This window comes from Arthrobacter sp. P4_F11 (genome assembly GCF_056401395.1).
Genome location: NZ_JBFUJK010000009.1, coordinates 66,606 through 89,378 on the forward strand (window position 1 = coordinate 66,606; position 22,773 = coordinate 89,378).

General features: G+C 66.5%; 21 protein-coding genes, 1 tRNA gene and 1 pseudogene. 9 read left to right on the top strand and 14 right to left on the bottom strand.

What is annotated here, in order from left to right; translation table 11 throughout:
• Positions 1-94 precede the first annotated feature (94 nt).
• On the bottom strand, positions 95-700 hold the full coding sequence (locus AC1DRO_RS11795) for a DNA-3-methyladenine glycosylase I (RefSeq protein WP_476950941.1): 606 nt from the start codon (positions 698-700) through the stop codon (positions 95-97).
• Between the two features lie 105 nt (positions 701-805).
• Positions 806-1,060: a cell division protein CrgA gene (locus tag AC1DRO_RS11800; RefSeq protein WP_476950942.1), complete on the bottom strand. Its 255-nt coding sequence runs from the start codon at positions 1,058-1,060 to the stop codon at positions 806-808.
• A 180-nt stretch (positions 1,061-1,240) separates the two neighbouring features.
• On the opposite strand from AC1DRO_RS11800, the pseudogene AC1DRO_RS11805 reads away from it, so the two are divergent.
• Positions 1,241-1,867: pseudogene (locus tag AC1DRO_RS11805) on the top strand (sortase domain-containing protein).
• Between the two features lie 170 nt (positions 1,868-2,037).
• A complete protein-coding gene (locus AC1DRO_RS11810) occupies positions 2,038-2,679 on the top strand; it encodes an anthranilate synthase component II (protein WP_028278232.1) in 642 nt (213 codons plus the stop codon).
• 63 nt (positions 2,680-2,742) lie between these two features.
• Here the strand turns inward: AC1DRO_RS11810 and pknB are convergent, their stop codons facing one another.
• From pknB to AC1DRO_RS11845, 7 genes are read right to left on the bottom strand one after another with little or no spacing between them, the layout of a single operon-like run.
• Positions 2,743-4,722: a Stk1 family PASTA domain-containing Ser/Thr kinase gene (gene pknB / locus AC1DRO_RS11815; RefSeq protein ID WP_476950943.1), complete on the bottom strand. Its 1,980-nt coding sequence runs from the start codon at positions 4,720-4,722 to the stop codon at positions 2,743-2,745.
• Between the two features lie 6 nt (positions 4,723-4,728).
• Positions 4,729-6,573, bottom strand: coding sequence for a protein kinase domain-containing protein (locus AC1DRO_RS11820; protein ID WP_476950944.1), 1,845 nt, complete (start codon positions 6,571-6,573; stop codon positions 4,729-4,731).
• Positions 6,570-8,027 (bottom strand): peptidoglycan D,D-transpeptidase FtsI family protein, encoded by a 1,458-nt coding sequence (locus AC1DRO_RS11825; RefSeq protein ID WP_243178167.1) that lies wholly within the window; start codon positions 8,025-8,027, stop codon positions 6,570-6,572. Before AC1DRO_RS11825 ends, AC1DRO_RS11820 begins: the two co-directional genes overlap by 4 nt.
• The gene (locus tag AC1DRO_RS11830) at positions 8,024-9,469 is read right to left on the bottom strand and encodes an FtsW/RodA/SpoVE family cell cycle protein (protein ID WP_476950945.1); all 1,446 of its coding nucleotides are present in this window, start codon (positions 9,467-9,469) and stop codon (positions 8,024-8,026) included. The genes AC1DRO_RS11825 and AC1DRO_RS11830 overlap by 4 nt, the downstream gene beginning before the upstream one ends.
• Positions 9,466-11,283, bottom strand: a complete 1,818-nt coding sequence (locus AC1DRO_RS11835; protein WP_476950946.1) for a PP2C family protein-serine/threonine phosphatase — start codon at positions 11,281-11,283, stop codon at positions 9,466-9,468. The genes AC1DRO_RS11830 and AC1DRO_RS11835 overlap by 4 nt, the downstream gene beginning before the upstream one ends.
• 2 nt (positions 11,284-11,285) lie before the next feature.
• Positions 11,286-11,768, bottom strand: coding sequence for an FHA domain-containing protein FhaB/FipA (locus AC1DRO_RS11840; protein ID WP_018775647.1), 483 nt, complete (start codon positions 11,766-11,768; stop codon positions 11,286-11,288).
• The gene (locus AC1DRO_RS11845) at positions 11,765-12,514 is read right to left on the bottom strand and encodes an FhaA domain-containing protein (protein WP_476950947.1); all 750 of its coding nucleotides are present in this window, start codon (positions 12,512-12,514) and stop codon (positions 11,765-11,767) included. Before AC1DRO_RS11845 ends, AC1DRO_RS11840 begins: the two co-directional genes overlap by 4 nt.
• A 384-nt stretch (positions 12,515-12,898) precedes the next feature.
• On the opposite strand from AC1DRO_RS11845, the gene AC1DRO_RS11850 reads away from it, so the two are divergent.
• Positions 12,899-12,981 (top strand) — tRNA-Leu (locus AC1DRO_RS11850).
• A 196-nt stretch (positions 12,982-13,177) separates the two neighbouring features.
• Here AC1DRO_RS11850 and AC1DRO_RS11855 read toward each other — a convergent pair.
• Positions 13,178-13,870 carry a TetR/AcrR family transcriptional regulator gene (locus tag AC1DRO_RS11855; RefSeq protein WP_476950948.1) on the bottom strand — a complete coding sequence of 231 codons (693 nt, stop codon included), beginning with the start codon at positions 13,868-13,870 and terminating at the stop codon, positions 13,178-13,180.
• 193 nt (positions 13,871-14,063) lie between these two features.
• On the opposite strand from AC1DRO_RS11855, the gene AC1DRO_RS11860 reads away from it, so the two are divergent.
• The 4 genes from AC1DRO_RS11860 to AC1DRO_RS11875 all read left to right on the top strand — a co-directional run bounded on the left by AC1DRO_RS11860 (position 14,064) and on the right by AC1DRO_RS11875 (position 18,624).
• Entirely contained in the window at positions 14,064-15,452 is a 1,389-nt protein-coding gene (locus tag AC1DRO_RS11860) for a flavin monoamine oxidase family protein (RefSeq protein ID WP_476951025.1), read from the top strand.
• Positions 15,453-15,506: 54 nt separating this feature from the next.
• Complete coding sequence (locus AC1DRO_RS11865) at positions 15,507-16,466, top strand: universal stress protein (protein ID WP_476950949.1); 960 nt, start codon at positions 15,507-15,509, stop codon at positions 16,464-16,466.
• Between the two features lie 14 nt (positions 16,467-16,480).
• The gene (locus AC1DRO_RS11870) at positions 16,481-18,013 is read left to right on the top strand and encodes an APC family permease (RefSeq protein WP_476951026.1); all 1,533 of its coding nucleotides are present in this window, start codon (positions 16,481-16,483) and stop codon (positions 18,011-18,013) included.
• Between the two features lie 128 nt (positions 18,014-18,141).
• A complete protein-coding gene (locus AC1DRO_RS11875) occupies positions 18,142-18,624 on the top strand; it encodes a pyridoxamine 5'-phosphate oxidase family protein (RefSeq protein WP_476950950.1) in 483 nt (160 codons plus the stop codon).
• 95 nt (positions 18,625-18,719) lie between these two features.
• Here the strand turns inward: AC1DRO_RS11875 and AC1DRO_RS11880 are convergent, their stop codons facing one another.
• Together AC1DRO_RS11880 and AC1DRO_RS11885 are read right to left on the bottom strand one after the other, a co-directional pair.
• Positions 18,720-19,358, bottom strand: a complete 639-nt coding sequence (locus AC1DRO_RS11880; protein WP_476950951.1) for an NADPH-dependent F420 reductase — start codon at positions 19,356-19,358, stop codon at positions 18,720-18,722.
• Between the two features lie 53 nt (positions 19,359-19,411).
• Positions 19,412-20,044: a hypothetical protein gene (locus AC1DRO_RS11885; RefSeq protein ID WP_476950952.1), complete on the bottom strand. Its 633-nt coding sequence runs from the start codon at positions 20,042-20,044 to the stop codon at positions 19,412-19,414.
• A 197-nt stretch (positions 20,045-20,241) separates the two neighbouring features.
• Between AC1DRO_RS11885 and AC1DRO_RS11890 the strand changes: the two genes are divergently transcribed.
• A complete protein-coding gene (locus AC1DRO_RS11890; protein WP_223914848.1) occupies positions 20,242-20,619 on the top strand; it encodes a VOC family protein in 378 nt (125 codons plus the stop codon).
• Positions 20,620-20,647: 28 nt separating this feature from the next.
• Here AC1DRO_RS11890 and AC1DRO_RS11895 read toward each other — a convergent pair whose 3' ends face one another.
• Both AC1DRO_RS11895 and AC1DRO_RS11900 read right to left on the bottom strand, forming a co-directional pair.
• On the bottom strand, positions 20,648-21,256 hold the full coding sequence (locus AC1DRO_RS11895; protein ID WP_476950953.1) for an NADPH-dependent FMN reductase: 609 nt from the start codon (positions 21,254-21,256) through the stop codon (positions 20,648-20,650).
• Positions 21,257-21,397: 141 nt separating this feature from the next.
• Positions 21,398-21,802 (bottom strand): DUF5997 family protein, encoded by a 405-nt coding sequence (locus AC1DRO_RS11900; protein WP_018775636.1) that lies wholly within the window; start codon positions 21,800-21,802, stop codon positions 21,398-21,400.
• Between the two features lie 132 nt (positions 21,803-21,934).
• Between AC1DRO_RS11900 and AC1DRO_RS11905 the strand changes: the two genes are divergently transcribed.
• On the top strand, positions 21,935-22,690 hold the full coding sequence (locus tag AC1DRO_RS11905) for a LysR family substrate-binding domain-containing protein (RefSeq protein ID WP_374208301.1): 756 nt from the start codon (positions 21,935-21,937) through the stop codon (positions 22,688-22,690).
• Positions 22,691-22,773 lie beyond the last annotated feature (83 nt).

Genomic DNA, 22,773 nt, shown 5'->3' on the forward strand with positions numbered 1-22,773 from the left:
AGACCCGGAAACTTATGAACAATGTGGATAAGTTTCCCCAGGCTTGTGCACAGCTGTGGATAACTAAGCGGGACCTCGCGGGGTCATCGACGGGTCACTGCGGCCAGACGCCCGATGACCCGCGCCGGTGGCTATCCAGCAGATGGGTGTCCACCATTCCGATGGCCTCCATGAGTGCGAACATCGTGGTGGGCCCTACGAAGGCGAAGCCCTTCCTGCGCAGCGCCTTGGAGAGCGCGATGGACTCGGCCGAAGTGGTGGGGACCTCATCCAGGGAGTTAGGTCGGGGTGTGGCGTCCGGCTGGAACGCCCATACGAAGTCAACCAGGCCGCCGTCGTCCCTCAACGCCAGAGTAGCGCGGGCATTGGTGATGGTCGCCTGGATCTTCAGCCGGTTCCGGACGATCCCGGCATCGAGCATGAGCCGCTCCACATCGGCGTCCGTGAAGCGTGCCACCAGTTCCGGATCGAAGTCCTTGAACGCCGCGCGGAAAGCGGGCCGCTTGCGCAGGATTGTCGCCCATGAAAGCCCCGCCTGGAATCCTTCGAGGCTGATGCGTTCGTAGAGGCCCTGTTCGTCCCGGACGGGCATGCCCCACTCGGAGTCGTAATACTCCCGCAGCATGGGATCCACGGAGGCCCACACAGGCCGCGCCAGTCCGTCGTCGCCAATGGTCGAGCCGTTTACTGCCGGGGTCATCTGGATTCCTTCGCTGGGCCGGGATTAGTGCTGTGGGTTAACGGCGGCGGGCCGGCACACTGTGTGTACCGGCCCGTCAGGGATGTGCGCCGCGCGGGCCTGGTGTCAGGAACGCCAGCGTGTGGTCATCAGGAAGCCGATGATCGCGATTCCGAAGCCGGCGACGATGTTCAACGAGCCCCAAGCCTGAACCGGGAAGGCGCCCTCGGTGATGTAGAACGTGATGATCCACAGCAGGCCAACGATCATCAGGCCAAACATGACGGGCTTGAACCAGACCGGATTGGGCTTGTAGGCCTCCGCGGCAGAAGTCTGCGGGGCCACACGGGCAGTCCTTTTACGCGGCTTCGACTCGGGCACTGATCCTCCTCGGCGGGCTGGAACAAGAGCGGCCAACGTGGCTTGGTATCCTGCAGGAAGCGAGCCCCCGCCGGCCAACGTGCTCTTGGTCGAGCTTGAATTCTTGTGTCGCACAATTCTAGCTGTAGTTCCGGCCACGCCGTGGACCCCCGCAACCGTCTTGGAGGAGAACCCGCAGCGCTGGAGTTGGAGCAGGAATCCGACCGGACGGCTCGCAGCCGCCGCGGGCTGCTCCTGCGCGCCATCCACGTCGCGGGCGAGCTGCTCCGACCGGGGGCGTCATTGTCCTGCTCTTTGTGGCCTGGCAGTTGTGGTGGATGAATGTGGCCTCCGACGCCCGGCAGCGCAAGGCGGTTCGCCGGCTACACGCGACCCATCGTTCAGGGAACCACTCCGGCGGTGTTGGACACCCTGGGCATCGGGCATTATCAGGGCACGGCCATGCCAGGGGCTGCGGGAAACTTCGCCGTGGCAGGGCACCGGCAGACCCACGGCGCCGTCCTGGACCATATCGACGCCCTGGTGCCTGGGGACCGGATCTACGTCCAGACCCGTGAGGGCTACTATGTCTACGTGTTCCGGAACAGCCAGACAGTCCTCCCCTCGCGGACCGATGTGCTGTTGCCGGTGCCGATGCGGCCGGGCGCCGCGCCCACGGAGAGCTACCTGATCATGACGAGCTGCAACCCGCGGTTTGGCTCCGACCAACGCTTTGTGGCCTACGCCCTGCTGGAGCGGTGGAAGTCCCTTTCGGCTGGACCGCCGGCTGAAATTTCCCGGGCGGCCCGCGCGGCCGGGGAAGGCTGACGAATGTATGGCTGGCTTTTCCGCCGCCTTCCCGGGCCCTTGTGGCTCAGGATTGCGACCGCGCTGGTGCTGGCGGCCGGAGCACTGGTATTGATGGTTCAGTTCCTTTTTCCCTGGCTGGCGCAATTCACCCAGTTAACAGATTCAACGATTGGTTCAGCAAGGCACCCATGAGCACAACCAAGATCCTGGTCGTAGACAACTACGACAGCTTTGTCTACACCCTGGTCGGCTATCTCCAGGAGCTCGGTGCGGAGACCACCGTAGTCCGCAACGACGACGTCACGCTCGCCGAGGCGATCGAAATGGCCGAGGCGCGGGACGGGGTCCTTATCTCTCCCGGTCCGGGGAATCCAGCCGGGGCCGGTGTCTGCATTGAGCTGATCAAGTGGTGCGGCAGCCACGACAAGCCCATGCTGGGTGTCTGCCTGGGGCACCAGGCGCTGGCGGAGGCCTACGGCGGAACCGTGACGCACGCTCCCGAACTGATGCACGGCAAGACTTCCCTCGTCGAACACCATGGAACCAGCGTCTTTGCGGGGCTCCCCTCGCCCCTCACGGCCACCCGCTACCATTCGCTGGCCGCTGTCCGCGAGAGCATCCCGGAGGTCCTGGAGATCACCGCGGAAACGGGCACCGGTGTGGTGATGGGCCTGCAGCACCGCACCGCCCCACTATGCGGCGTGCAGTTCCACCCGGAATCCGTCCTGACCGAAGGCGGCTACCAGATGCTCGGCAACTGGCTGGAGTCACTGGGCATGGCTGGTGCTGCCGAACGGGCAGCGGACCTGAGCCCGCTCATCAAACACTGACCCGGCAGGCCCCGAAAGCTCCGGCGCGGCGGTAACCGGTACCTTCGGTCTTTCCCGACCGGGTTAGGGGAACAGTCCGCCCAGGGCCGCGTCCTCTTTGGCAGCGCTCTTGGTCGGCGTCGGCGTCGGCGTGGGCGACGGCGGGGGCGGCGGCGGCGCCGGTGCCTTCGCCACGGTCACGGTGATGGTCTTGCCCTGTTCGACGAGCGAATCCGCGGCGTCGGCCTGGCCTGTCACCTTGCCCGGAGCCACCTGGGAGTTCTCCACTTCGGTGGCCTTGAGCACCAGGCCCTGTTCCTTCAGTTTCGCCTCCGCCTCCGCCAGCGGCAGCCCGATCAGCTGAGGCACAGCCACCTTGCCCGTGGAGACGACGATTTCGACCGCGTCCGCCACGGCCACAACCTGGCCCGGGGCCGGGTTGGTGGTGATGACAATGCCGACCGGAACCGTAGGGTTGTTGGACATCTTGGTGGTGAGGGCGCCAGCCAGCCCCGTTTGGTGGAGAAGATCGCGGGCTGCCGCCTCGGTCCGGCCGGGCAGGTCCGTCGGGATGGTGATCGCGCTGGGGCCCTCGGAGATGTTGAGGATGATGTCCGAGTTGGCGTCCATGGAACTCCCCGACGTCGGCACGGTGCCAATCGCGGTGCCTTTGGGAATGCTCTCGTGCCGCAGCCGTTGGAGCTGTGGCTTGAAACCTGCGTTATACAGCCTTTGCAGGGCCTCTGATTCCGTCAGGGACGTCACCGTGGGAACCAGAACCTTGGTCGCCTGCGGGGGGGCCTGATTCATGAGGTTGTACAGCCACAGGCCGCCGCCGGCCAGCACCAGCAGTGTGAGAACCACGAGCGTCGCGATCCAGGTACGGCGCCGCGTCTTCTGGCGCGGGGTGTGCTCGCGTTCGACCGGCAGCGCCAGCGGCAGGCTGCCGGTGTCCGCAATGCCATAGAGTTCGGTGCCCGCCGGCTGCAGCACTTCCTCGTCGTCGGGTGTTTCTTCGGCGGGACGGAGCCGGCCGCCGGGGGAATCGTCGAGGAACTTGGCGCCGGTCAGGGAAAAAGCTGCCGTGGGCGCCAGGGGGTCGTGCCGGGGAACCTCGTTGGTGGGGTCGGTGGGGGCCTCGCTGGCGGAAGGCGCCGTGACCGGAACGCCGCTGCGCGCGGCCCGCAGGGCGCGGCGGAAGGCGGCGGCGTCCTGGAAACGGTCGGCGCGGTTCTTCTGCAGGGCCTTCATCAACACGCTGTCCAGCGCGGCGGAGACGTCGGGATTGAGGCTGCTGGCGGGCTCGGGGATCTCACGAACGTGCTGGTAGGCCACCGAGACGGGGCTGTCGCCGATGAACGGCGGCCGGCCGGTCAGCATCTCGTAGAGAAGGCAACCGGCGGAGTACAGGTCGCTGCGCGCGTCGACTGCTTCGCCCCGGGCCTGTTCCGGGGACAGGTACTGCGCCGTGCCGACGACGGCCTGCGTCTGTGTCATGGTGGCGGACGAATCCGCAATGGCGCGGGCGATTCCGAAGTCCATGACCTTGACGCTGTTTGAATCGGGGCAAAACATCACGTTGGCGGGCTTGATGTCGCGGTGCACGATCCCGGCCTTGTGGCTGTAATCGAGCGCGGACAGCACACCCAGGGTGAAGTCGATCGCCTGGTCGATGGTGACGTCCTTGGCCCGCACCATGTCGCGGATGGTCTTACCGGAAACGAACTCCATCACGATGTAGGGCACCCGGACGCTGTCGTCGTGGTCACCGGGGACCGCGTGGTCCCCGGTGTCGAAGACAGCCACGATCGAGGGGTGGTTGAGTGCCGCGACGGCCTGTGCCTCGCGCTTGAAGCGGGCCTGGAACTGCGGATCCCGGGCCAAGTCCGGGCGCAGCAGCTTGACGGCCACGGTGCGTCCCAGCCGGGTATCGAGGCCGCGGAAAACATCCGCCATGCCGCCACGGCCGATCAGCTCACCCAGCTCATAGCGCCCGCTGAGGACGCGCTGCGTGTTCGCCGGGCGTTCCTCCCTGTGCGACGGAGTGCGGGGTGTATTGCTCATGATCGTTTAGGGTCCGGACTTGGTAGCTGAAGGTGAAGGGGATGTGGCCGTGGCCTTGGCGAGGTGGTAGGTCACGACGCTTCCCGCGGTCACTTTGGACCCGGAAGGAGGCTGTGAGCTCACGAACGTGCCCGGATCTTCCTTCTTGTTCGTGGGATCGACGTCGGCTCCCTTGGCCCAGCGCAGCCCGGCGTCCTGGATGGCCTGCTGGGCTTCAGCCTCGCTGGCGCCCGCCTTGATGGACGGGACCTCGACCATTTCCGGGCCCTTGGAGTAGCTGACGGTGATGGTGGTGCCCGGCTGGACCGCACCGGAGGGATCGATGTTGGTGACGGTGCCGGGCGTCGCGTCGTTGACGACCTCGACGCCGGTGACTTGCAGCCCCTTGCCGATCAGCTCATTGCGGACATCGTTGTACGGCCGCCCCAGGTACGCATCCGGGATCAGGTTGATCGCTGCCGGGGTGGATTCGGTGGGTGTCGCGGAGCTGGGCGTGGGGGTGGGGGTCTCGGTCGGGGAAGCCGACGACGCCGACGGCGTGGCACTGCTCGGTTTCGCGATGCTGGACGTGGCACTGCTCGCGGCCGGAGCCTGCGAGGGGAAGAGACTGCCGGCCTGGCTCAGGACCACACCGAGCAGGGCGAACACCACCAGCAGGATCAGCGCAATCAGCGGCCACGTCCACGGGCTGCGTCCGCGGCGCTTCGGCTCCTCCTCCGGCTGGTCGTAGTCTTCTTCCTCCTCTTCCTGCACCCAGCTTCGCTCGGCCGCCAGGGCATCGGCGCGGTTGAGAGCGTTGCGGGCGCCGTAGCCGCTGGCTGCGGCAGCGCCTGCGGCCAGGCCCGCGGCTGCACCTGCACCGGCGGCGCCCACGACGGGCAGCGCGGACGTCGCCGACGTCGACTTGTCCTCTGCGGCGCTGGAGCCAATGACGCTGGTGGCCGCGGTGGGGACGTCGACGGGGGCCGTGATGGGCCCGGTGGCTGCCTCGAAAAGCAGCATGCCCGGTACGGCTGCGTGTGCGGCGGCGATATCACCGTTGCGGATGGCCTCGGCCGCCTCGGACAGCTTGATGGCGTCGGCCGGGCGGTTCTTCGGATCCTTCGCCAGCATGGACATCAGCAGCGCGCGGACGGGCCTGGGCAGTGTGTCCGGCAGCGGCGGAGGCGCATCGTTGACCTGGGCCAGCGCGATGGCGATCTGCGATTCCCCGGAGAACGGCCGGTGGCCCGTGAGGCACTCGTAGCCGATCACGCCGAGGGAGTAGATGTCCGAGGCTCCGGTGGCAGTCTGCCCCGTGGCCTGTTCGGGTGCCAGGTACTGGGCGGTGCCCATCACCTGGCCGGTCTGGGTCAGCGGAACCTGGTCGGCCAGGCGGGCGATGCCGAAGTCGGTAACCTTGACCCGGCCGTCGGGGGTGATGAGCAGGTTTCCGGGCTTGACGTCCCGGTGCACGAGGCCCTGTGCGTGGGCGACGGCCAGGGCCCGCGCCGTCTGGGCGATCATCGACAGGGTGCGGTCCGGGGACAGCACCTGTTCGTGCTCGATGATGCTGCTCAGCGGCTGGCCCGGAACCAGTTCCATGACCAGGTAGGCGGAACCCTCTTCCTCGCCGTAATCGAAGACGTTGGCGATGCCCACGTGGTTCAGGAGGGCGGTATGGCGTGCCTCGGCGCGGAAGCGCTGCAGGAAACCGGGGTCACCCGTGTATTCCTCCTTGAGCACCTTGATGGCGACGATGCGGCCAAGGATCAGGTCTTTGGCTTTCCAGACTTCTCCCATGCCGCCGATCGCAATGCGCGTGGTCAGCTGGAATCTGCCGCCGAGGGTGATTCCCGAAGTAGGCCTCACTTATTCAACACCGCCTCAAAAATCTTCTTCGCGTTCGGACTGGTTAGATTTGCGCCAGTGGTGATGTCTACGCCTTCCATGACGATGGTGACGGCCACTTGCGGGTCATTTGCCGGGGCAAACCCGGTAAACCAAGAATTGTTCAGGCCATTGCCGAGTTCTGCGGTACCGGTCTTGCCGGCCACTTGGACACCGGGCACGGCCGCACGGTGTGCGATGCCGTCGTCGACGACGCTGACCATCCACTCATTGACCTGCCGTGCGATCTCCGGACTCGTGGCGGTGCGCAGGGCCTGGGGTTTCGGTTCGCTGATCGTGCGCAGGTCAGGGGCGCGTACGGCCTTGATCAGGTTCGGCTGCATCTGCACTCCGTCGTTGGCGATCGCCGCCGTCATGGTGTTGATCTGCAGCGGTGTGGCGCGGACGTCGCGCTGGCCGATTGAGGACTGCGCCAGCCCGGCGTCGTCCAGCGGTTCGCTCGGGAAGAAGCTTGGGGCGCTGTCCAGCTTGAGCTGGTCGCCGAAGTCCTGGCCGAAGCCGAATTTCTCCGCCTCGTCCCCGATGGCCTTCTGCCCCAGGTCCAGGGCGATGCTGGCGAACGGTGTGTTGCAGGACTGCTGCAGGGCAAACGCGAACGACGCCGTCGTGCGCGTGTAGCAGTTGCCGCCCGCGTAGTTGGGCAGCTTGTAGTCGATGCCCGGGAAGGACATCTCGGCCGGGTTGGGCAGGTCGCTGTCCTTGTTGTACTTGCCCGACTTCAGCGCCGCAGAGGTGTCAATGAGCTTGAATACCGATCCCGGTGCCAGCAGCTCGCCCGTGGGTCCAGAGACGTTCTGGTTCAGGTTGATCCCGGGGACCTGGTTCAGCTCGGTGTAATTGGCCTGTTCGGCGGCCGGGTCCTGGGTGGCAATCAGGTTGGGGTCATAGGACGGTTTGGACACCATGGCCAGGACCGCGCCGGTTTTCGGGTTGGTGACCACGATGTGCCCGCGAATGCCGTCCGGGATGAGGTCGTAGGCCAGCTTCTGGAGCTTGGGGTCCAGGGTCAGCTCCACGGACGCGCCCTTGGGCTGGTTGCCGAGGAACAACTGGCCCACCCGGTCCAGGAATTGCTGGTCCGAACTGCCGGCCAGGACATCGTTCATCGACTTCTCGAGTCCGGTGAGGCCGTAGTTCTTGGAGAAGTAGCCGGTGACGCCCGCGTAGAGCTCGGGCTGGGAGTAGGTCCGCTGGAATTTGCAGCTCTCCGTGGCGGGCACTGACTCTGCCACCGGGGTGCCCCCAACAATGATCGCACCGCGGTCGTTGCAGTAGTTCTGCAGGATGGCGCGCCTGTTCCAGGCGTTGGCCTTAAGCTCGTCGGCGCCAACCACCTGCACATAGCTCAGTGCGCCGAAGACCAGCACGAACATCGCGATGGCGGCAATCCATGAATTGCGGATGGCCTGGTTCACAGCTGTTTCACCGCCTCGGTGGGTGCGTCGGGACTGTTTCGGGGATCCGGCGCCGGTTTGGCAGGCAGCACGGGGAAGTTCTTGCGCGCACCGGGTTCCTGGCCGGGCGGCAGCGGCGTTGTATCCACCGGGCCGCGCGCGGAGTGCGAAATCATGAGCAGCAGACCCACAATGATCCAGTTCGCCAGGAGCGAGGACCCGCCGGCGGCGAGGAACGGCGTCGTAAGTCCGGTCAGCGGGATCAGGCGCGTCACACCGCCGATCACCACAAAGCACTGCAGCGCGATCGCGAAGGAGAGCCCGGTGGCGAGCAGTTTGCCGAACGCGTCGCGGGTGCCCAGCGCGGCGCGGAAGCCCCGGGTGAACAGCAGCAGGTACATCAGGACGATCGCGAAGACGCCGATCAGGCCCAGTTCCTCGCCAAAGGAGGCGATGATCATGTCGCTGTTGGCGAAGGGGACGAGGTTGGGCCGGCCCTGGCCGAGGCCGGTGCCGACCAGGCCGCCGTTGGCCATGCCGAACAGGCCCTCGACAATTTGGAGGCTGCCGCCGAACTGCCGGCCGTAGACCTCATCGGTGAACGCGTTGAGCCAGCCGTCGATCCGCAGGGCCACGTGCGAGAACACGCGGGCAGCGACGAAGCCGCCGACGGCAATCAACACGAGGCCGATGATCACCCAGCTGATGCGGCTCGTGGCGACGTAGATCATGACGAGGAACAGGCCGAAGAACAGGATCGAGGATCCGAGGTCACGCTGGAAGACCAGCACGCCGATGCTCACGAGCCAGGCGGTGATCATGGGGCCCATGTCCTTGAACCGCGGGAACTGCACCGGGCCGATCTTGCGGCCCGCCAGCAGTATCAGGTCCCGGTTCGACGACAGGTAGCCGGCAAAGAAGATGGCCAGCGTGATCTTGGCGATTTCACCCGGCTGGAAGGTCATGGAACCGATCTTGATCCAGACGCTGGCACCCAGGACCTCTCCGGCGGAGATGCCGGGAACCAGCGGCAGGATGAGGAGCAGGGCGCTGATGGCCAGGGAGATATAGGTAAAGCGGCGCAGGATCCGGTGGTCCTTGAGGAACCAAATGACCGCGATCGCGACCGCCATGGCCACCAGGGTCCAGCGCAGCTGGTTGTTGCCGGTGTCTTCGCCCACCCTGTCCAGCCGGTGGATCATGGCCAGGCCCAGCCCGTTAAGGGCGACCACGAGCGGAAGTATTACCGGGTCGGCATATTTTGCGCGGAGCCGCAACACCACATGGAAGGCGAGGGCGGCCAACGCCAGGAGTCCGGACTGGAACCAGAAGTCGGTGTCGAACGCTTTTTGCCGGTCCACTCCCACGAGTGCCTGGGCACCAATCCCAACGGCGAGGGCGAGGACCAGGAGGACAAGCTCCACGTTTCGTCGTGGCCTGGGCACGGGGTCGATGGGTGTCATTTGGCCCCCTCGCAATTCGTAGTCGGGGTGGCGGATGGCGACGGCTTGGCCGCTCCAGTGGAGGCTGTGGCACTTGGCGACGCCGTGGAGCCCGGCTTGGCCGTGGAGCCCGGCTTGGCCGTGGTGCCGGGGGAGGGGGTGGCACCGGCGGCCGTCGCTGCGGGGGACGGGGTGAGGCATTCATCGGCCGGGGCGGTCGTGCCGGTGCGTTCCAGGTTTTTGACGATCCGCTGCGCGTCGTAGAGGTCGCGGGCGGGCACAGTCTGGCGCACCCGCTGCTGCGAAAATTCGGGAAGGTCGGACATCTTGATATCGGTTACCGCTTCGAGAGTGGAAAGCTGGATGGGCCCGAGACGCTGGGAGACGCCGTTGAAGATGGCCACATGCTGATTGTGTTCGCCGATGTAGTAGCGCGTCTGGGTCCAGGCGTAGCCGAGCCAGAGTCCGACGGCCAGCAGCGAGACGATCGCGGCGGCAATGGATACGGTCAGCCACCGGCGCGGCCGTCCGGCGGGCCTGAAGTCGTCCGCCTCCTCGCGGTCCTGTTCGGACTTGTGCGTGAGGACCGTGGCCGCGCGCCGGGCCACGGTGCGTCCGGCGATGGAAGGAATGGACCCTGATTCCGCTGCTGCGGCGGCGGCCCCGACAAGTTCATGCGGGCGCATGGAGAGTTCTTCCCGCAGGACTTCGGCCGAGAGGTGTTCGCCCAGATGCGGGTCGGTGGTGGTCTCGGGCTCCTTGCCCTCGGCGGCCTTCTGTGCGGCGGCGGCCGGCGATGTGCCGTCGGCCGGGGACCCTGGGGCCGGGTCGGCCGGCGGCGCCGAGGCTCCTGCCGCGGCGGCCAGCGCGGCGGACCCGGTGTCCTGGGCGGAGGTGTCCTTCTTTACGGACCCGCCGGGGGTTTTGGCGGCACCAACGGTGCTGCCGGCCGGGGGCCCGGCCAGGGTTCCGGCCGGGGCCGCGGACGCTGACGTCCCGGCGGCCGCTGCGGGCGCGGGCACGACGTCGACGGCGGCGGTCCGGACGTCATCACGGGTCGGCTCGGCAATGTCGAGTACCACCACGGTCACGTTGTCCGGGGCGCCGGCCTCCAGCGTGAGTTCAACCAGCAGTTCGGCGCATTCGCCCAGGTCCTTCGTCTCCCGGACGGTGCGCTCCACGACGTGGCCGGCCACATAGTTCAGGCCGTCCGAGCAGAGCAGCCATCGTTCCCCGGCCTGGACAGCCAGTGTGTCAAGATCCAGCTCCGGGCTGGCATCGACGTCCCCCAGCACGCGCATGAGGACGTTCTTGTGCGGATGCGTTTCGGCCTCTTCGGGGCGGAGCCTGCCCTCATCGATGAGCCGCTGCACAAAGGTGTGGTCGACGCTGACCTGTTCGAACTCGCCGTCGCGCAGCCGGTAGGCCCGGGAGTCACCGATGTGGGCGAAGTGGAGCTTTCCTTCGGCGAGGAGCAGGGCCGTGACCGTGGTGCCCATCCCGGCGAGCTTGGGATTCATGTGGACCAGTTCGGACAGCAGGGAGTTGGCTGTCTGGATTTCGTCGGCGAGGACGGTGCCGGCGTCGCCGTCGTAGTCGTCATGGTCCAGGTGGATCATGTCCAGGACGGTCGCGGCGGAGGCAACATCGCCGCCGGCATGGCCACCCATGCCGTCGGCAACGACGGCGAGGTGCCGGCCGACGTAGGCGGAGTCGTCATTCTTGGCGCGGATGCGGCCGACGTCTGACCGCGCGGCGTAGCGCATGATGAGCGGCCGCTTCGGGGCAGTCGTCTTGCCTTCGGCCCTGTCTGCGGGAAATTCCGGGGCAGCCACGGCTACGGCCTCAATTCGATGACCGTCTTGCCGATTCTCACGGGGACGCCCAGCTCCACCGGGAGTGCCCGGGTCAGCTGCTGGTCTGCCAGATACGTGCCATTAGTGGAGCCGAGGTCCTCGATGAACCAGCGGCTGCCCTGTGGGAACAGGCGGGCATGGCGGCCCGAGGCGTAGTCGTCCTCCAGGACCAGGGTGGCTTCCTGTGCCCGGCCCAGGAGGATGGGGCTCGCCGCGAGGGCGATGGTGGTGCCCTTCAACGGTCCCTCGGTCACGATCAGCTGGCGGGCCTGCTGTTTGACGGGGGCCGGCGGCGGTTCGGCAAGGGAAGGATTCTTGCGCACCTGGCGTGCCGTGGGGGCGCCGGCGGCGGCCTTGCGGCCGATCATCAGATCGCGGCGCATGGCCGAGACAATGCTGAAGATCAGCACCCACAGGAGGATGAGGAACCCGAAACGCAGGGCCGTGATGGTCAATTCGCTCATGCGCGGCCGCCTGGGTGGGCGGGCAGTAGGCGGAAGATGATTTTGGTTCGTCCCATCATGATCGTGGCGCCGTCAGCAAGATCCGAACTGCCCACGATCTTTTGGCCGTTGACGTAGCTGCCGTTCGTGGAGCCGAGATCGATCGCCTGAGCCGTACCAGGCCCAGTCCGGATTTCCAGGTGGCGGCGCGAAACGCCGGTGTCGTCAATAAGGATGTCTGCTTCGGAGGACCGTCCGAGGACGATTGAGGGCGCGTTCAGCGAATAGCGCTGGCCGTCGATGTCCAGTACAGGCTGAAGCTGTGCAGGCTGGCGTGTCGGAGCCGCGGGTACGTTGCCGTGAATGCCCGGCTGAGCCGGGACGGAAGGGGCGGAGGCTTTTTCGGTCCGCGAGGTGATGTCGAAATTCCCGGCGCGGTGCTCCTCATCGCGGCGGAAACTGATCCGGACCGGGCCCTGGAGGGTGTAGCCCTGGCTGCGGACATGGTTGATGACGACGTCGCACAGCTCCTCCGCGAGCGGTGTGCCCCATTCCTGGGCGCGCCGGAAGTCATCGCTGCTGAGGAGTACGTCAAAAACGTTAGGGGCCAGGGTGCGTCCCGCGGCGATCGTGATGGCCTTGTTGTCCACCTCGGTGCGGAGGCGGCTCGCGATCTCGACAGGCTCAACCTGGGCGCGGGAACCGGTGGAGAAGACTCCGCGGACGGCCTTTTCGATGCCGCGCTCGACTTTGTCCAGCAATCCCATGGTCCTTCTCCTTTCCTGGTGGCTGCGGGGCAGCGTTCGTTCCGGAACTCGGTTTCCAACTTTTGCGAGCCCGCGCTCAGCGGACACTCCTACATCAGATACTACTGGGCGTGTCTGGGAATGGCCTCAACGGACGCCGCCGGGGCGACGTCAAAATGAGTGCCCGCCGCGCCCTGACGTGCGCGGACACCGCCGCCGGGACCGCCGCGGCGGGTCCCCGCGTGACGCCCGGCGGCGGGGCAAACGTGGCCGGAAAACGACCCCAATCAGGGGGCTCTGGGGCTCGATTGGTGTTTTCCGGCAATTGTCCGTTATGCTTGATCTCGCTGCTTTTACGAGGTTGGCGGTTCGGGAAACCGGCCCTATCCGAGTGGAAGAAGTTGCGCGCGAGTGGCGGAACGGCAGACGCGCTGGCTTCAGGTGCCAGTGTCCGAAAGGGCGTGGGGGTTCAAATCCCCCCTCGCGCACGCAATCGAAAGAACCCCGGTCTTGGACCGGGGTTCTTTTGTTTAACCCGCGCGGCGGCAGCCGGCGTCGGGGTTTTCCGGTTTCCCCACATTCGAAGGCTTCCTCTGGCGTGTTGCGCCGACCCGCCGGTGTGGGGCGGCGCCGGTCCGTCAAAAGTGGGGAAACTCCGCAGCTGCGGACCACGCGGCAAGACCGCTAGGCTGCCCGCAGCGCCCCGAGCCCGGCGAGAAGTGCCTCAAGTCCCAGCCGGAAAGCGACGTCGGCCGGTTTCTCATGGCCTTCCTCGGCCAGGCGCTGGACGGCGGCGGTGAAATGCGGTGTCGACGCGGCCATGGTGCCGGAATCGAAGATGTCCGCGGGTGCCGTGACGTCGTAGGCGGAGCCAAAAATGAACGATTCGATCGCGACAATGGCCGGGACAATGCGCTCCTGCGGAAAGCCTGCGCGGCTGAAACCGGCACTGACGGCCTCATACATGGCCAGTGTCTTGGGCGCATCGGTCACGGGCAGCACGGCAATGACGGGAATCAGCGGGGTGTGCTTGGAAAATACGTCGCGGTAGCTCCAGGCCCAATCCCTCACGGCCTGTTCCCAGTCCCCGGCCTCGAAGGCGGTGACGTCCACGAACGAGGTCAAGTGGTCCTGGACGAGGACCAGCACGTCCCGTTTGGACGAGACATGGTTGTACAGCGCCGAGGGAGCCACGTTGAGGGTCCGCGCCAGGGCAGCCATGGTGAACCCGTCGTAGCCGCTCTTGCCAATCAGCTGCAGGGCCGCCACGGTGATGCCGTGCTGGTCCAGCACGGCCGCGGCGGGCCGTCCCGCGCGGCGGCGGGGCCCGGCGGCGGGGCCGTGCGGATCGGCGGGGGCGCTGGTTGCTGCCGTCATTCCGGCCCTTTCTTCTCTGCTTGGCTTCTCAGTTTGGCTGGCGGGTTCGGGGTGAGTCCGTTCTGCCCCTACTTTACGGGCGAAATTCATTAGGCGGAGGGTCTTCCCCGAAGCGTGTGGAAGGTCTATCATCTAAATGAACGCCATTCATTTTGTGGTCCGCATCACTCTAGCGGCCACGGGGAGGAACATCATGCTGGAACTTGACCGCGACGTCGTCATCGTAGGAGCCGGCCCGTCAGGCTTGACCGCCGCCCGCGAGCTGAAAAAGGCCGGACTCAGTGTGGCGGTGCTCGAGGCGCGGGACCGCGTGGGCGGCCGGACCTGGACCGACACGGTTGACGGGGCCATGCTCGAGATCGGCGGCCAGTGGGTCTCGCCGGACCAGACCGGGCTCCTGGGGCTCCTGGATGAGCTCGGACTGCAGACCTATTCCCGCTACCGCGACGGCGAATCCGTCTACATTGGCGCGGACGGCAAGCGCACCCTGTACACCGGTGACTCCTTCCCGGTCAGCGAAACCACCGCCGTCGAAATGGACAAGCTCACGGCACTGCTGGACTCCCTGGCCGCGGAGATGGCTCCCGAGGAGCCGTGGGCCCACCCCAAGGCCCGCGAGCTGGACACCGTTTCCTTCCACCATTGGCTGCGGCAGAACTCAACAGATGAGGAAGCCTGCAGCAACATCGGCCTGTTCATCGCCGGCGGCATGCTGACCAAACCGGCCCACGCCTTCTCCGCCCTGCAGGCCGTCCTCATGGCTGCCTCGGCGGGGTCCTTCACCAACCTCACGGATGAGGACTTCATCCTGGACAAGCGGGTTGTCGGTGGGATGCAGCAGGTTTCGCTGCTGCAGGCCGCGGAACTGGGCGACGACGTCGTCCTCGGCAGCCCGGTCCGCACCATTAACTGGGCCGATGACGCGAGCGGTGGCTACCGTGTCACTGCTGTCTCCGACCGGGCCACGGTGAACGCACGTTTCGTCATCATGGCCGTGCCGCCGAACCTCTACACCCGGGTGTCCTTCAACCCGCCGTTGCCCCGCCGCCAGCACCAGATGCACCAGCACCAGTCACTTGGCCTGGTCATTAAGGTCCATGCCGTCTACAGCAGCCCGTTCTGGCGCGAAGACGGCCTGTCCGGAACCGCCTTCGGCGCCGGCGCCGTTGTGCAGGAGGTCTACGACAACACCAACCACGAGGACCCGCGCGGCACGCTGGTGGGCTTTGTCTCGGATGAGAAGGCCGACGCCATGTTCGAGCTCAGCGCGGAGGACCGCCGCCGCGCCATCCTCGAGTCGATTGCGTCCTTCCTCGGCGAAAAGGCCCTGGAACCCGAGGTCTACTACGAGTCCGACTGGGGTTCGGAGGAATGGACCCGGGGGGCTTACGCCGCCAGCTACGACCTGGGCGGACTGCACCGCTACGGCAAGGACCAGCTGACGCCGGTGGGGCCGATCTACTGGTCCTGCTCGGATCTTGCGGCCGAGGGCTACCAGCATGTTGACGGCGCCGTCCGGATGGGGCAGCTCACGGCGGCCCGGATCGTCGCTGCTGCGGACCGTGCGTCCGTCGCCTCGTAGAAAATCCCAACATTTCCGTTGAATGCAGTCCAGTTCAGTTAGGAGAGCGGCCAGATGCGTTACGTAGTGGGGTATTCAGCCAATGCCAGGGGCCATGATGCGGTCAATCTGGCCGTCTCCCTGGCGCTCGGGCGGGGGGCGAGCCTGGACCTTGTGCTGGTGGTGCCCGAAGTGCAGCAGTCCGGGCACGCCCTCGCACCGAAGGCGGGCTTTGAAAATCTGCTCACCGAGCAGGCCCAGGAGTGGCTCGACCAGGCCCTGGCGCTGGTTCCATCCAGTATCCCGGCGCAGGCCCACATTCGCAGCCATGATTCCGACGCGCACGCACTGATCGAGGCGGCCGAGGAACTGGGCGCGGACATGCTCATCATCGGGGCCACCAGCACCGGGCTCTTCAAACGGTTCACGATCGGGTCGGTGGCCAGTGCACTGCTCCACGCCTCGACCGTTCCGGTGGCCCTGGCACCGCACGGCTACCACCGCCAGGAGGCCTTGACCCGGATCAGCTGCGGGCTCGGAACCCGGGCCGGCGCGGAGAAGCTGCTCGAATTCGCCCTGGGCATGGCGGCGAACCGGGACGTGCCGCTGCGGGTGCTGTCGCTTCTGGCCCTCGACGGCGATGCGGCCGATTCAGCCGACGCAGCCCGGGAGTATGCGGCCAAGTGCCTTGCCGACGCACTGGCTGCCGGCGGGCCGGCCGTCCCGGGGGATGCGAAAGCGGACGTCCCGGGGGAGGCCAAGACGGAAGCCCAGGTAGAGGCGAAGACGGGAATCGTCGTCGCCCACGGGCGCAGCATCGAGGAAGCCGTGGACCGCCTGGACTGGGAAGACGGCGAGGTCCTGTTGATCGGATCCAGCCGGCTTGCCAAGGGCCGGTCCATCTTCCTCGGCAGCACAGCGGGCCGCATTCTGCGCGCCCTGCCGGTGCCGATGATCGTGGTCCCCAGCGACTATGAACTCAAGCACCTCGATCATTCAGCGTCGAGTGACACCCCCCGAGAGGCACAACAATGAGCGCAGACCATGCGATGTCCAAGCCGTCGCAGACGGGACAGCACACCGGATCGCAGACCGAACAGCAGCACGGACTGAGTGAAAAGGGCCTGAAAGCCGGATCGGTGGGGCTCATTGGCGCCGTCGTCATCGGCATTTCCTGTATCGCCCCGGCATACACCCTCACGGCCGCCCTGGGTCCCACCGTGGCCGAGGTCGGCGTGCAACTGCCGGCGATCTTCCTGGTGGGCTTTGTCCCCATGCTGCTGGTGGCCTTCGGCTACCGGGAGCTGAACAACGCCATGCCCGACGCCGGGACCTCCTTCACCTGGGCCTCGCGGGCGTTCGGACCCTGGATTGGCTGGATGGGCGGCTGGGGACTCATCGCCGCCACCATCATCGTGCTCTCGAACCTGGCCGCCGTCGCGGTGGACTTCTTCTACCTCATGCTGGCGCAGATCTTCGGCAATCCCGAACTCGCCGACCTCACCACCAACCTGCCGCTGAATATCGCGACCACGCTGGTGTTTATCGCCCTCGCGTGCTGGATCTCCTACCGCGGCATGGAAACCACCAAGACCGTCCAGTACGTTCTCGTGGGATTTCAGTTGCTGGTCCTCGCCTGGTTCTCGATCTCAGCGTTCAGCCACGTCGCCAACGGAACCGCCTTTGACGCCACGGCCATCTCCCCGGACTGGTTTAACCCGTTCGCCGTGGGATCCTTCTCCGCCTTCGCCGCCGGCGTTTCGCTGTCCATCTTCATCTACTGGGGCTGGGACGTCACGCTGACCATGAACGAGGAGACCAAGAACCCGGAGAAAACGCCGGGACGTGCCGCCACCATCACCGTGCTGGTCATAGTGATCATCTACATGACGGTTGCACTGGCCACGCTGAGCTACGCCGGCGTCGGCGACACGGGGCTGGGCGCCGGAAATCCGGAGAACCAGGGCAGTATCTTCGCCGTCCTGGCGGGACCGGTGATGGGCCCGTTCGCCATCCTGATGTCCCTGGCCATCCTGAGCAGTTCCGCCGCGTCCCTGCAGTCCACATTTGTCTCGCCGGCGCGCACCCTGCTGTCCATGGGCCATTACCGGGCGCTGCCGCAGAAGTTCGGCAAGATCAGCCCCACATACAAGTCGCCGAGCTATGCCACGATCGCCTCGGCCGTCGCGGCCGCCGCGTTCTATGTCATCACCCGGACCACGTCGGAAAACGCACTGTGGGACACCATCACGGCCCTGGGCATGATGATCTGCTTCTACTACGGCATCACCGCGTTGGCCTGTGTCTGGTTCTTCCGCGCCGAGGCGTTCAGCGGAGCGAGGGCCTTCTTCTTCAAGTTCCTCGCGCCACTCCTGGGCGGCGTCATCCTGCTGGTCATGTTCGTCAAGACCGCCTACGACTCCATGGATCCCGCGTACGGATCAGGGTCGTCGATCGGCGGTGTGGGGCTGGTCTTCATCCTGGGCATGGGCGTCATCCTGGTGGGCGTGGTGCTCATGCTGGTCATGGCCAAGCTCCGCCCCGAGTTCTTCAGGGGCCAGGTCCTGACCCGCGGGCACTGAGCCCACTGCCGGTTCAGGGAAGATCCCGGGAAGGTCTCCGGCCGGCAGCCATTGGAAAGTAAGCACACTTACCAATAGGCTGTCCGGAGGGGGACCTTCCTCCGTTGGAACCAGAACGAGGTGAGAGCATGTCGGATGCCGAAAGCATCAGCAAGGTCACGGACATCATCAACGATTCGCACATCGGAATGTTCACCACCATCAACGAAGCAGGCGCGCTCGTCAGCCGGCCGCTGGCCGTCCAGGAGGTCAAGGACGACGGCGACATGTGGTTTTTCACGTCGGCGACCACCTCTCAGGTGGCCCACATCCACGCCAACCCGGCGGTGAACGTCTCCTTCGGCAAGCGCACCGAATGGGTTTCGGTGGCCGGGACCGCTGAAGTGGTCACTGACCGGCAACTGATCCACGACATGTGGAATCAGGTGGTGGAGGCATGGTTCCCGGACGGGCCGGACACCCCTGAGGTGGTCCTGCTCCACGTCGACTCGGACTCCGCTGAGTACTGGACCAGCCCGGGAGGCACGGCGGCCACCGTGCTGCAGTGGATCAAGTCCAAGGTGACCAACAGCCGGATGAGCGTCGGCGACAGCGGAACGGTCGAGCTGTAGCGCTGAACCGGGCCACCGCCCGGTATCACCGGTCGATATTGCCGCTAGATATCACCGCTCAGGGCCGATGACGGCCGGTCGGGACCGGACTGCTCCTAGTCGGTAATTTTCAGGCCGGTGCCCCAGTTAAAGGTTGGATACGCGGGGCTAACCTGCAGCGCCATGACCAGCAGCATGAAGCCCTCGAGTTCACGGGCGTGGCGCAGTCCGCCCACCTGGAGCGGACGCAGCCCGGCGGCTTCGGCGAAGACCGCAACCTCGTTGCGGGCCTCTTCGGAGTCCGAGGCGATGAAGACATCCATCGGCTGGCCACCGGCTTCCCCGGACCCGAGCGGGCCGGCGAAGGTGGTGTTGAAGGCTTTCACCACCCGTGCGCCCGGGAGAAGTGCGGCGATTTCCTCCGCCGCCGACGTCCCCGGGGCGACCACCAGCGAGTCGAAGGTTTCGGTGTCAATCGGATTGCTGATGTCCACCACCGTCTTGCCGCTGAGCGTGTCGCCGAAATGCGTGGCAACTTCCTTGGCCGGGCCGAAGTACAGCGCGAGGACGACGATGTCGCCCTCGGGAACCTCACTCAGGCCGCCGGAGCCGGTGGTGCCGCCAAGTTCAGCAGCGAGCTTGGCGGCATTCTCCGGCGTCCGGTCCAGGATCTGGACGGAGCGCCCGGCGGCGACAGCCCGGGCCCCGATCGCCCGTGCCATGTTGCCGCTGCCGATGATCGTAATGTCAGTCATGATGGAACCTTTCCAAGGTGGCCGCGAACTGCCGGATCGGCAATTCCGGGGAATCAGCCGTGCGCGCGGTCCGGGCCACGCGGCCCGGCGGCGCCGACGCCGGCCGCGCGTTCGGCGGCAGCCAGGGCATGTTCCAGCCGTTCCACGGCCGGGGCGTAGGCGGCATCGGTGCAGGCGCGGTCCGTACGGCCGCCGAGGCCCTCGGCGGCCTTGATCGCCCGGATCAGTGCCGCGGTTTCCGGTTGCCGGGTATCGCTCATCGCGGGATAGTCGATCGAGAACCCCGGGTCCAGTTCGTACCGCTGCCACCGGGCGAGGGCGCTCCGGTGCCGTGCGGCGGCCGCCTCGTTCAAGAGCAGGGTTTCCCGGCTGGCCCGGCGGGCTTCACGCCGGCGGAGCAGCCGGGGTGCCGCAGCCACGGCCGCCAGGGCAGCCCCCGCGGCCAACATCCCGAGCGCCAGGCCGGCCCAGGGCCATGTGGAGGAGGCCAGGACGATGGCGGGCACAATGACGGCGAGTCCGGCGAATGCGTCCCAAAACGCGCCGTCCGCGCCTTCGGAAGGCCCGTCGTCGACCGCCAGATGCTTGCGGGCAAAATAGACCGAGGCGAACGCTGCCCCGGCAACCAAAATTGCGAGGGCCAGGAACTGCCAGGCCGCGAGGGCGCCGGATAGTGAAAGCGTCATTGCACACCTCCCCGGAACGGTCCCGGGCGGGCGCTGTTCCGCTAGTTCCATTGGAATCCCTGGCGGCGGGGCCGTCAATGCCTGCCGGGCCGGGGCAACGCCCGGCGCCAGCGCGGACGCAAACCCAGGCGCCAGGCCCCGGTGCGAAGGCCGCGTCACGGTTCCTACACCGAGCCTCCCGGCGTAGCCTAGGGGCCATGCGACTGAAAATGTGCAGTATCCACGTCAAGGATCCAGCCTCGGCCCATGAGTTCTACACCGGCACGCTGGGCTTCGAAACGCTGATGGCAATGCCGGAGCACAACCTCTTCATCATCAAGGATCCGGATGGTGCCGGGGGCGCCGGACTGCTGCTGGAACCCAGTGACAACCCGATCGGAGCGGCCTACATGAACGGTCTGCACGACGCCGGGATTCCCGCGATCGTCTTTGGCGTGCCGGACGTGCGCGCCGAATACGACCGTCTGGCGGCCAAGGGCGTGATGTTCCAGGGGGAACCGTCCGAGGGGCCCGGCGGGACCAGTGTGGTGTTGGATGACGGCTGCGGGAATTTCGTGCAGCTGCACCAGGACTAGATGCCGGACCACCGCGCCCTGACACTGCCTAACGGCTTGTCTTGTCCTTGTCCGGGTGCTCGTCGCCGATATGGCCCGGCGCGTTGGCGGCCAGGACCCGCGCCACGAAGGAGGCATACTCCTCCATGTAGTGGCGAAGCAACCCGGCCGTAGCCTCGTCCTTGACCTCGCCGTCCTTGCCGTACGCCTCCGGGACGAAGCGGATGTAGGCCTCCGGCGCATTCAGCTGCGGCGCGTCGAGGAAGCTCAGAACGCTGCGGAACGAGGACTGCATCACGGCCGTCCCAATGCCGCCGGGGGAGGCGCCGATGATCCCGGTGGGCTTGCGGGCGAAGGAGTTGGTGCCCCAGGGCCGGGATCCCCAGTCGATGGCGTTTTTGAGCGCTCCGGGGATGGACCGGTTGTATTCGGGCGAGACGAACAGGATGCCGTCGGAAGCCGAGATGGCATCTTTGAGGGCCTGCCCAACGGGTGGGAAAGCGGCATCAAAATCCGGGCTGTACAACGGCAGATCCCTGATGGGGATCTCCGTGAACTCCAGTTCCGCAGGCGCAAGCCGGATCAGCGCCCTGGACAAAGTGCGGTTGATGGAATTGCTCGAGAGGCTCCCGACAAAATATCCGATCTTGAAGGCCATGGCCTTGTTCCTTCCCGATACGCCGCCGGTGGCAGGTGAATTGGGATACGGACGGGATCGGACCGGCGGCCCCGACCCATTCCGCGAGCGTAGTCCTGTGTCCGCGGGATGAAAAGTGGGGCCGGGAGAAAGCGCGTGCCGCTATTCGGCCTTGGCGCGGGCTTTCTTGGCGTCCTTCTTGGCGGCCTCGTCCTTGACCCGCTGGGCCTCGGCGCGGACGGCGGCGTGGGTGGCGCGCTCGGCCACCAGCCAGGCCGGGGGAGCCTGGAGCAGTGCGGTGATTTCCGCCGTCGTCAGCGCTTCCTCAACACCACCGCGGGCCAGGCCGGCGATGGAGACGTTGAGCTTCTGCGCCACCACGGGGCGCGGGTGCGGGCCGTTGCGGCGCAGTTCCGCGAGCCACTCCGGCGGGTTGGCCTGGAGATCGGCAAAATCAGCGCGGGTGATGGTCGAATCCTGGAACTCCTGGGGTGTTGCCGGCAGGTAGATGCCAAGCTTCTTGGCAACGGTGGCCGGTTTCATGGACTGGGAGTTTGCAGAGGTCATAGTCCAAGGGTATCTGGAGGGATGACCGCCGGGCACCAATCCAGTACCCACCAGCACCGGATCAGCGCCGGATCAGCACGGTGCAGCCATCGCGGCGGACCCCCGCGCCAGCCCGGGCGGTACTGTGAACATGTGTCCGCAGCAGAAGAACCATCCCAGACCCCCGACGAAACCGCCGTCGTCCCAGCCGTCGCAGTCGGGCGGGAGCTGCGCTTCGCGTACGTGGCCGGTGTGACACCGGGCAAATGGATCCGCCGCTGGGAGGAACGGATGCCCGATGTTCCGCTGCACTCCTTTATGTCCGACGACGGCGCGCAGCTGTCCGTGCTCCGCGACGGCACCGCGGACCTGAGTTTCGTCCGGCTCCCGGTGGAACGCGAGGGCCTCAGCGTGATCCCGCTCTACGAGGAGCAGCCGGTGGTGGTGGCACCGAAGGGGCACGAGGTCTCCTTATTTGAAGAAGTGGACCTGGCGGACCTGTCTGCCGAGACGTTTCTCGATGTGCAGGAGCTCGGCGGACCCGCGATGGCCCTGCAGGTGGTGGCCTCCGGTGCCGGGCTGGTGATCCTGCCGATGTCCGTGGCCCGGCACTTCAACGTCAAGGACACCGTGGCGCGGAAGCTCACGGGTGCGCCCGGCACGGAGATCGCCCTGGCCTGGCCGAGCGACGCCACGGACGAGGTCATCGAGGAATTCATCGGTATTGTCCGCGGACGCACCGCGGCGAGCTCGCGCCAGCCCTCGGCGCAGCAGGAGAAACCCAAACGCGAGCCCAAGCCGGACCGGCGCGGCACAGGAGCCGCCAAGAAGCCCAAGGTGGCGCAGCGCTACGCACCCAACCCGGACAAGGGCCGCGGCAAGGGATCCCGGAAAAAGGGCAAACGCTAGGCCTGTGGAGTCGGACGCTCCTGGCGGCGTTCTGTGATCGCTGGGTGTCTCCACGGGGCACCTTCACCGGGCGGTTTTGCGGG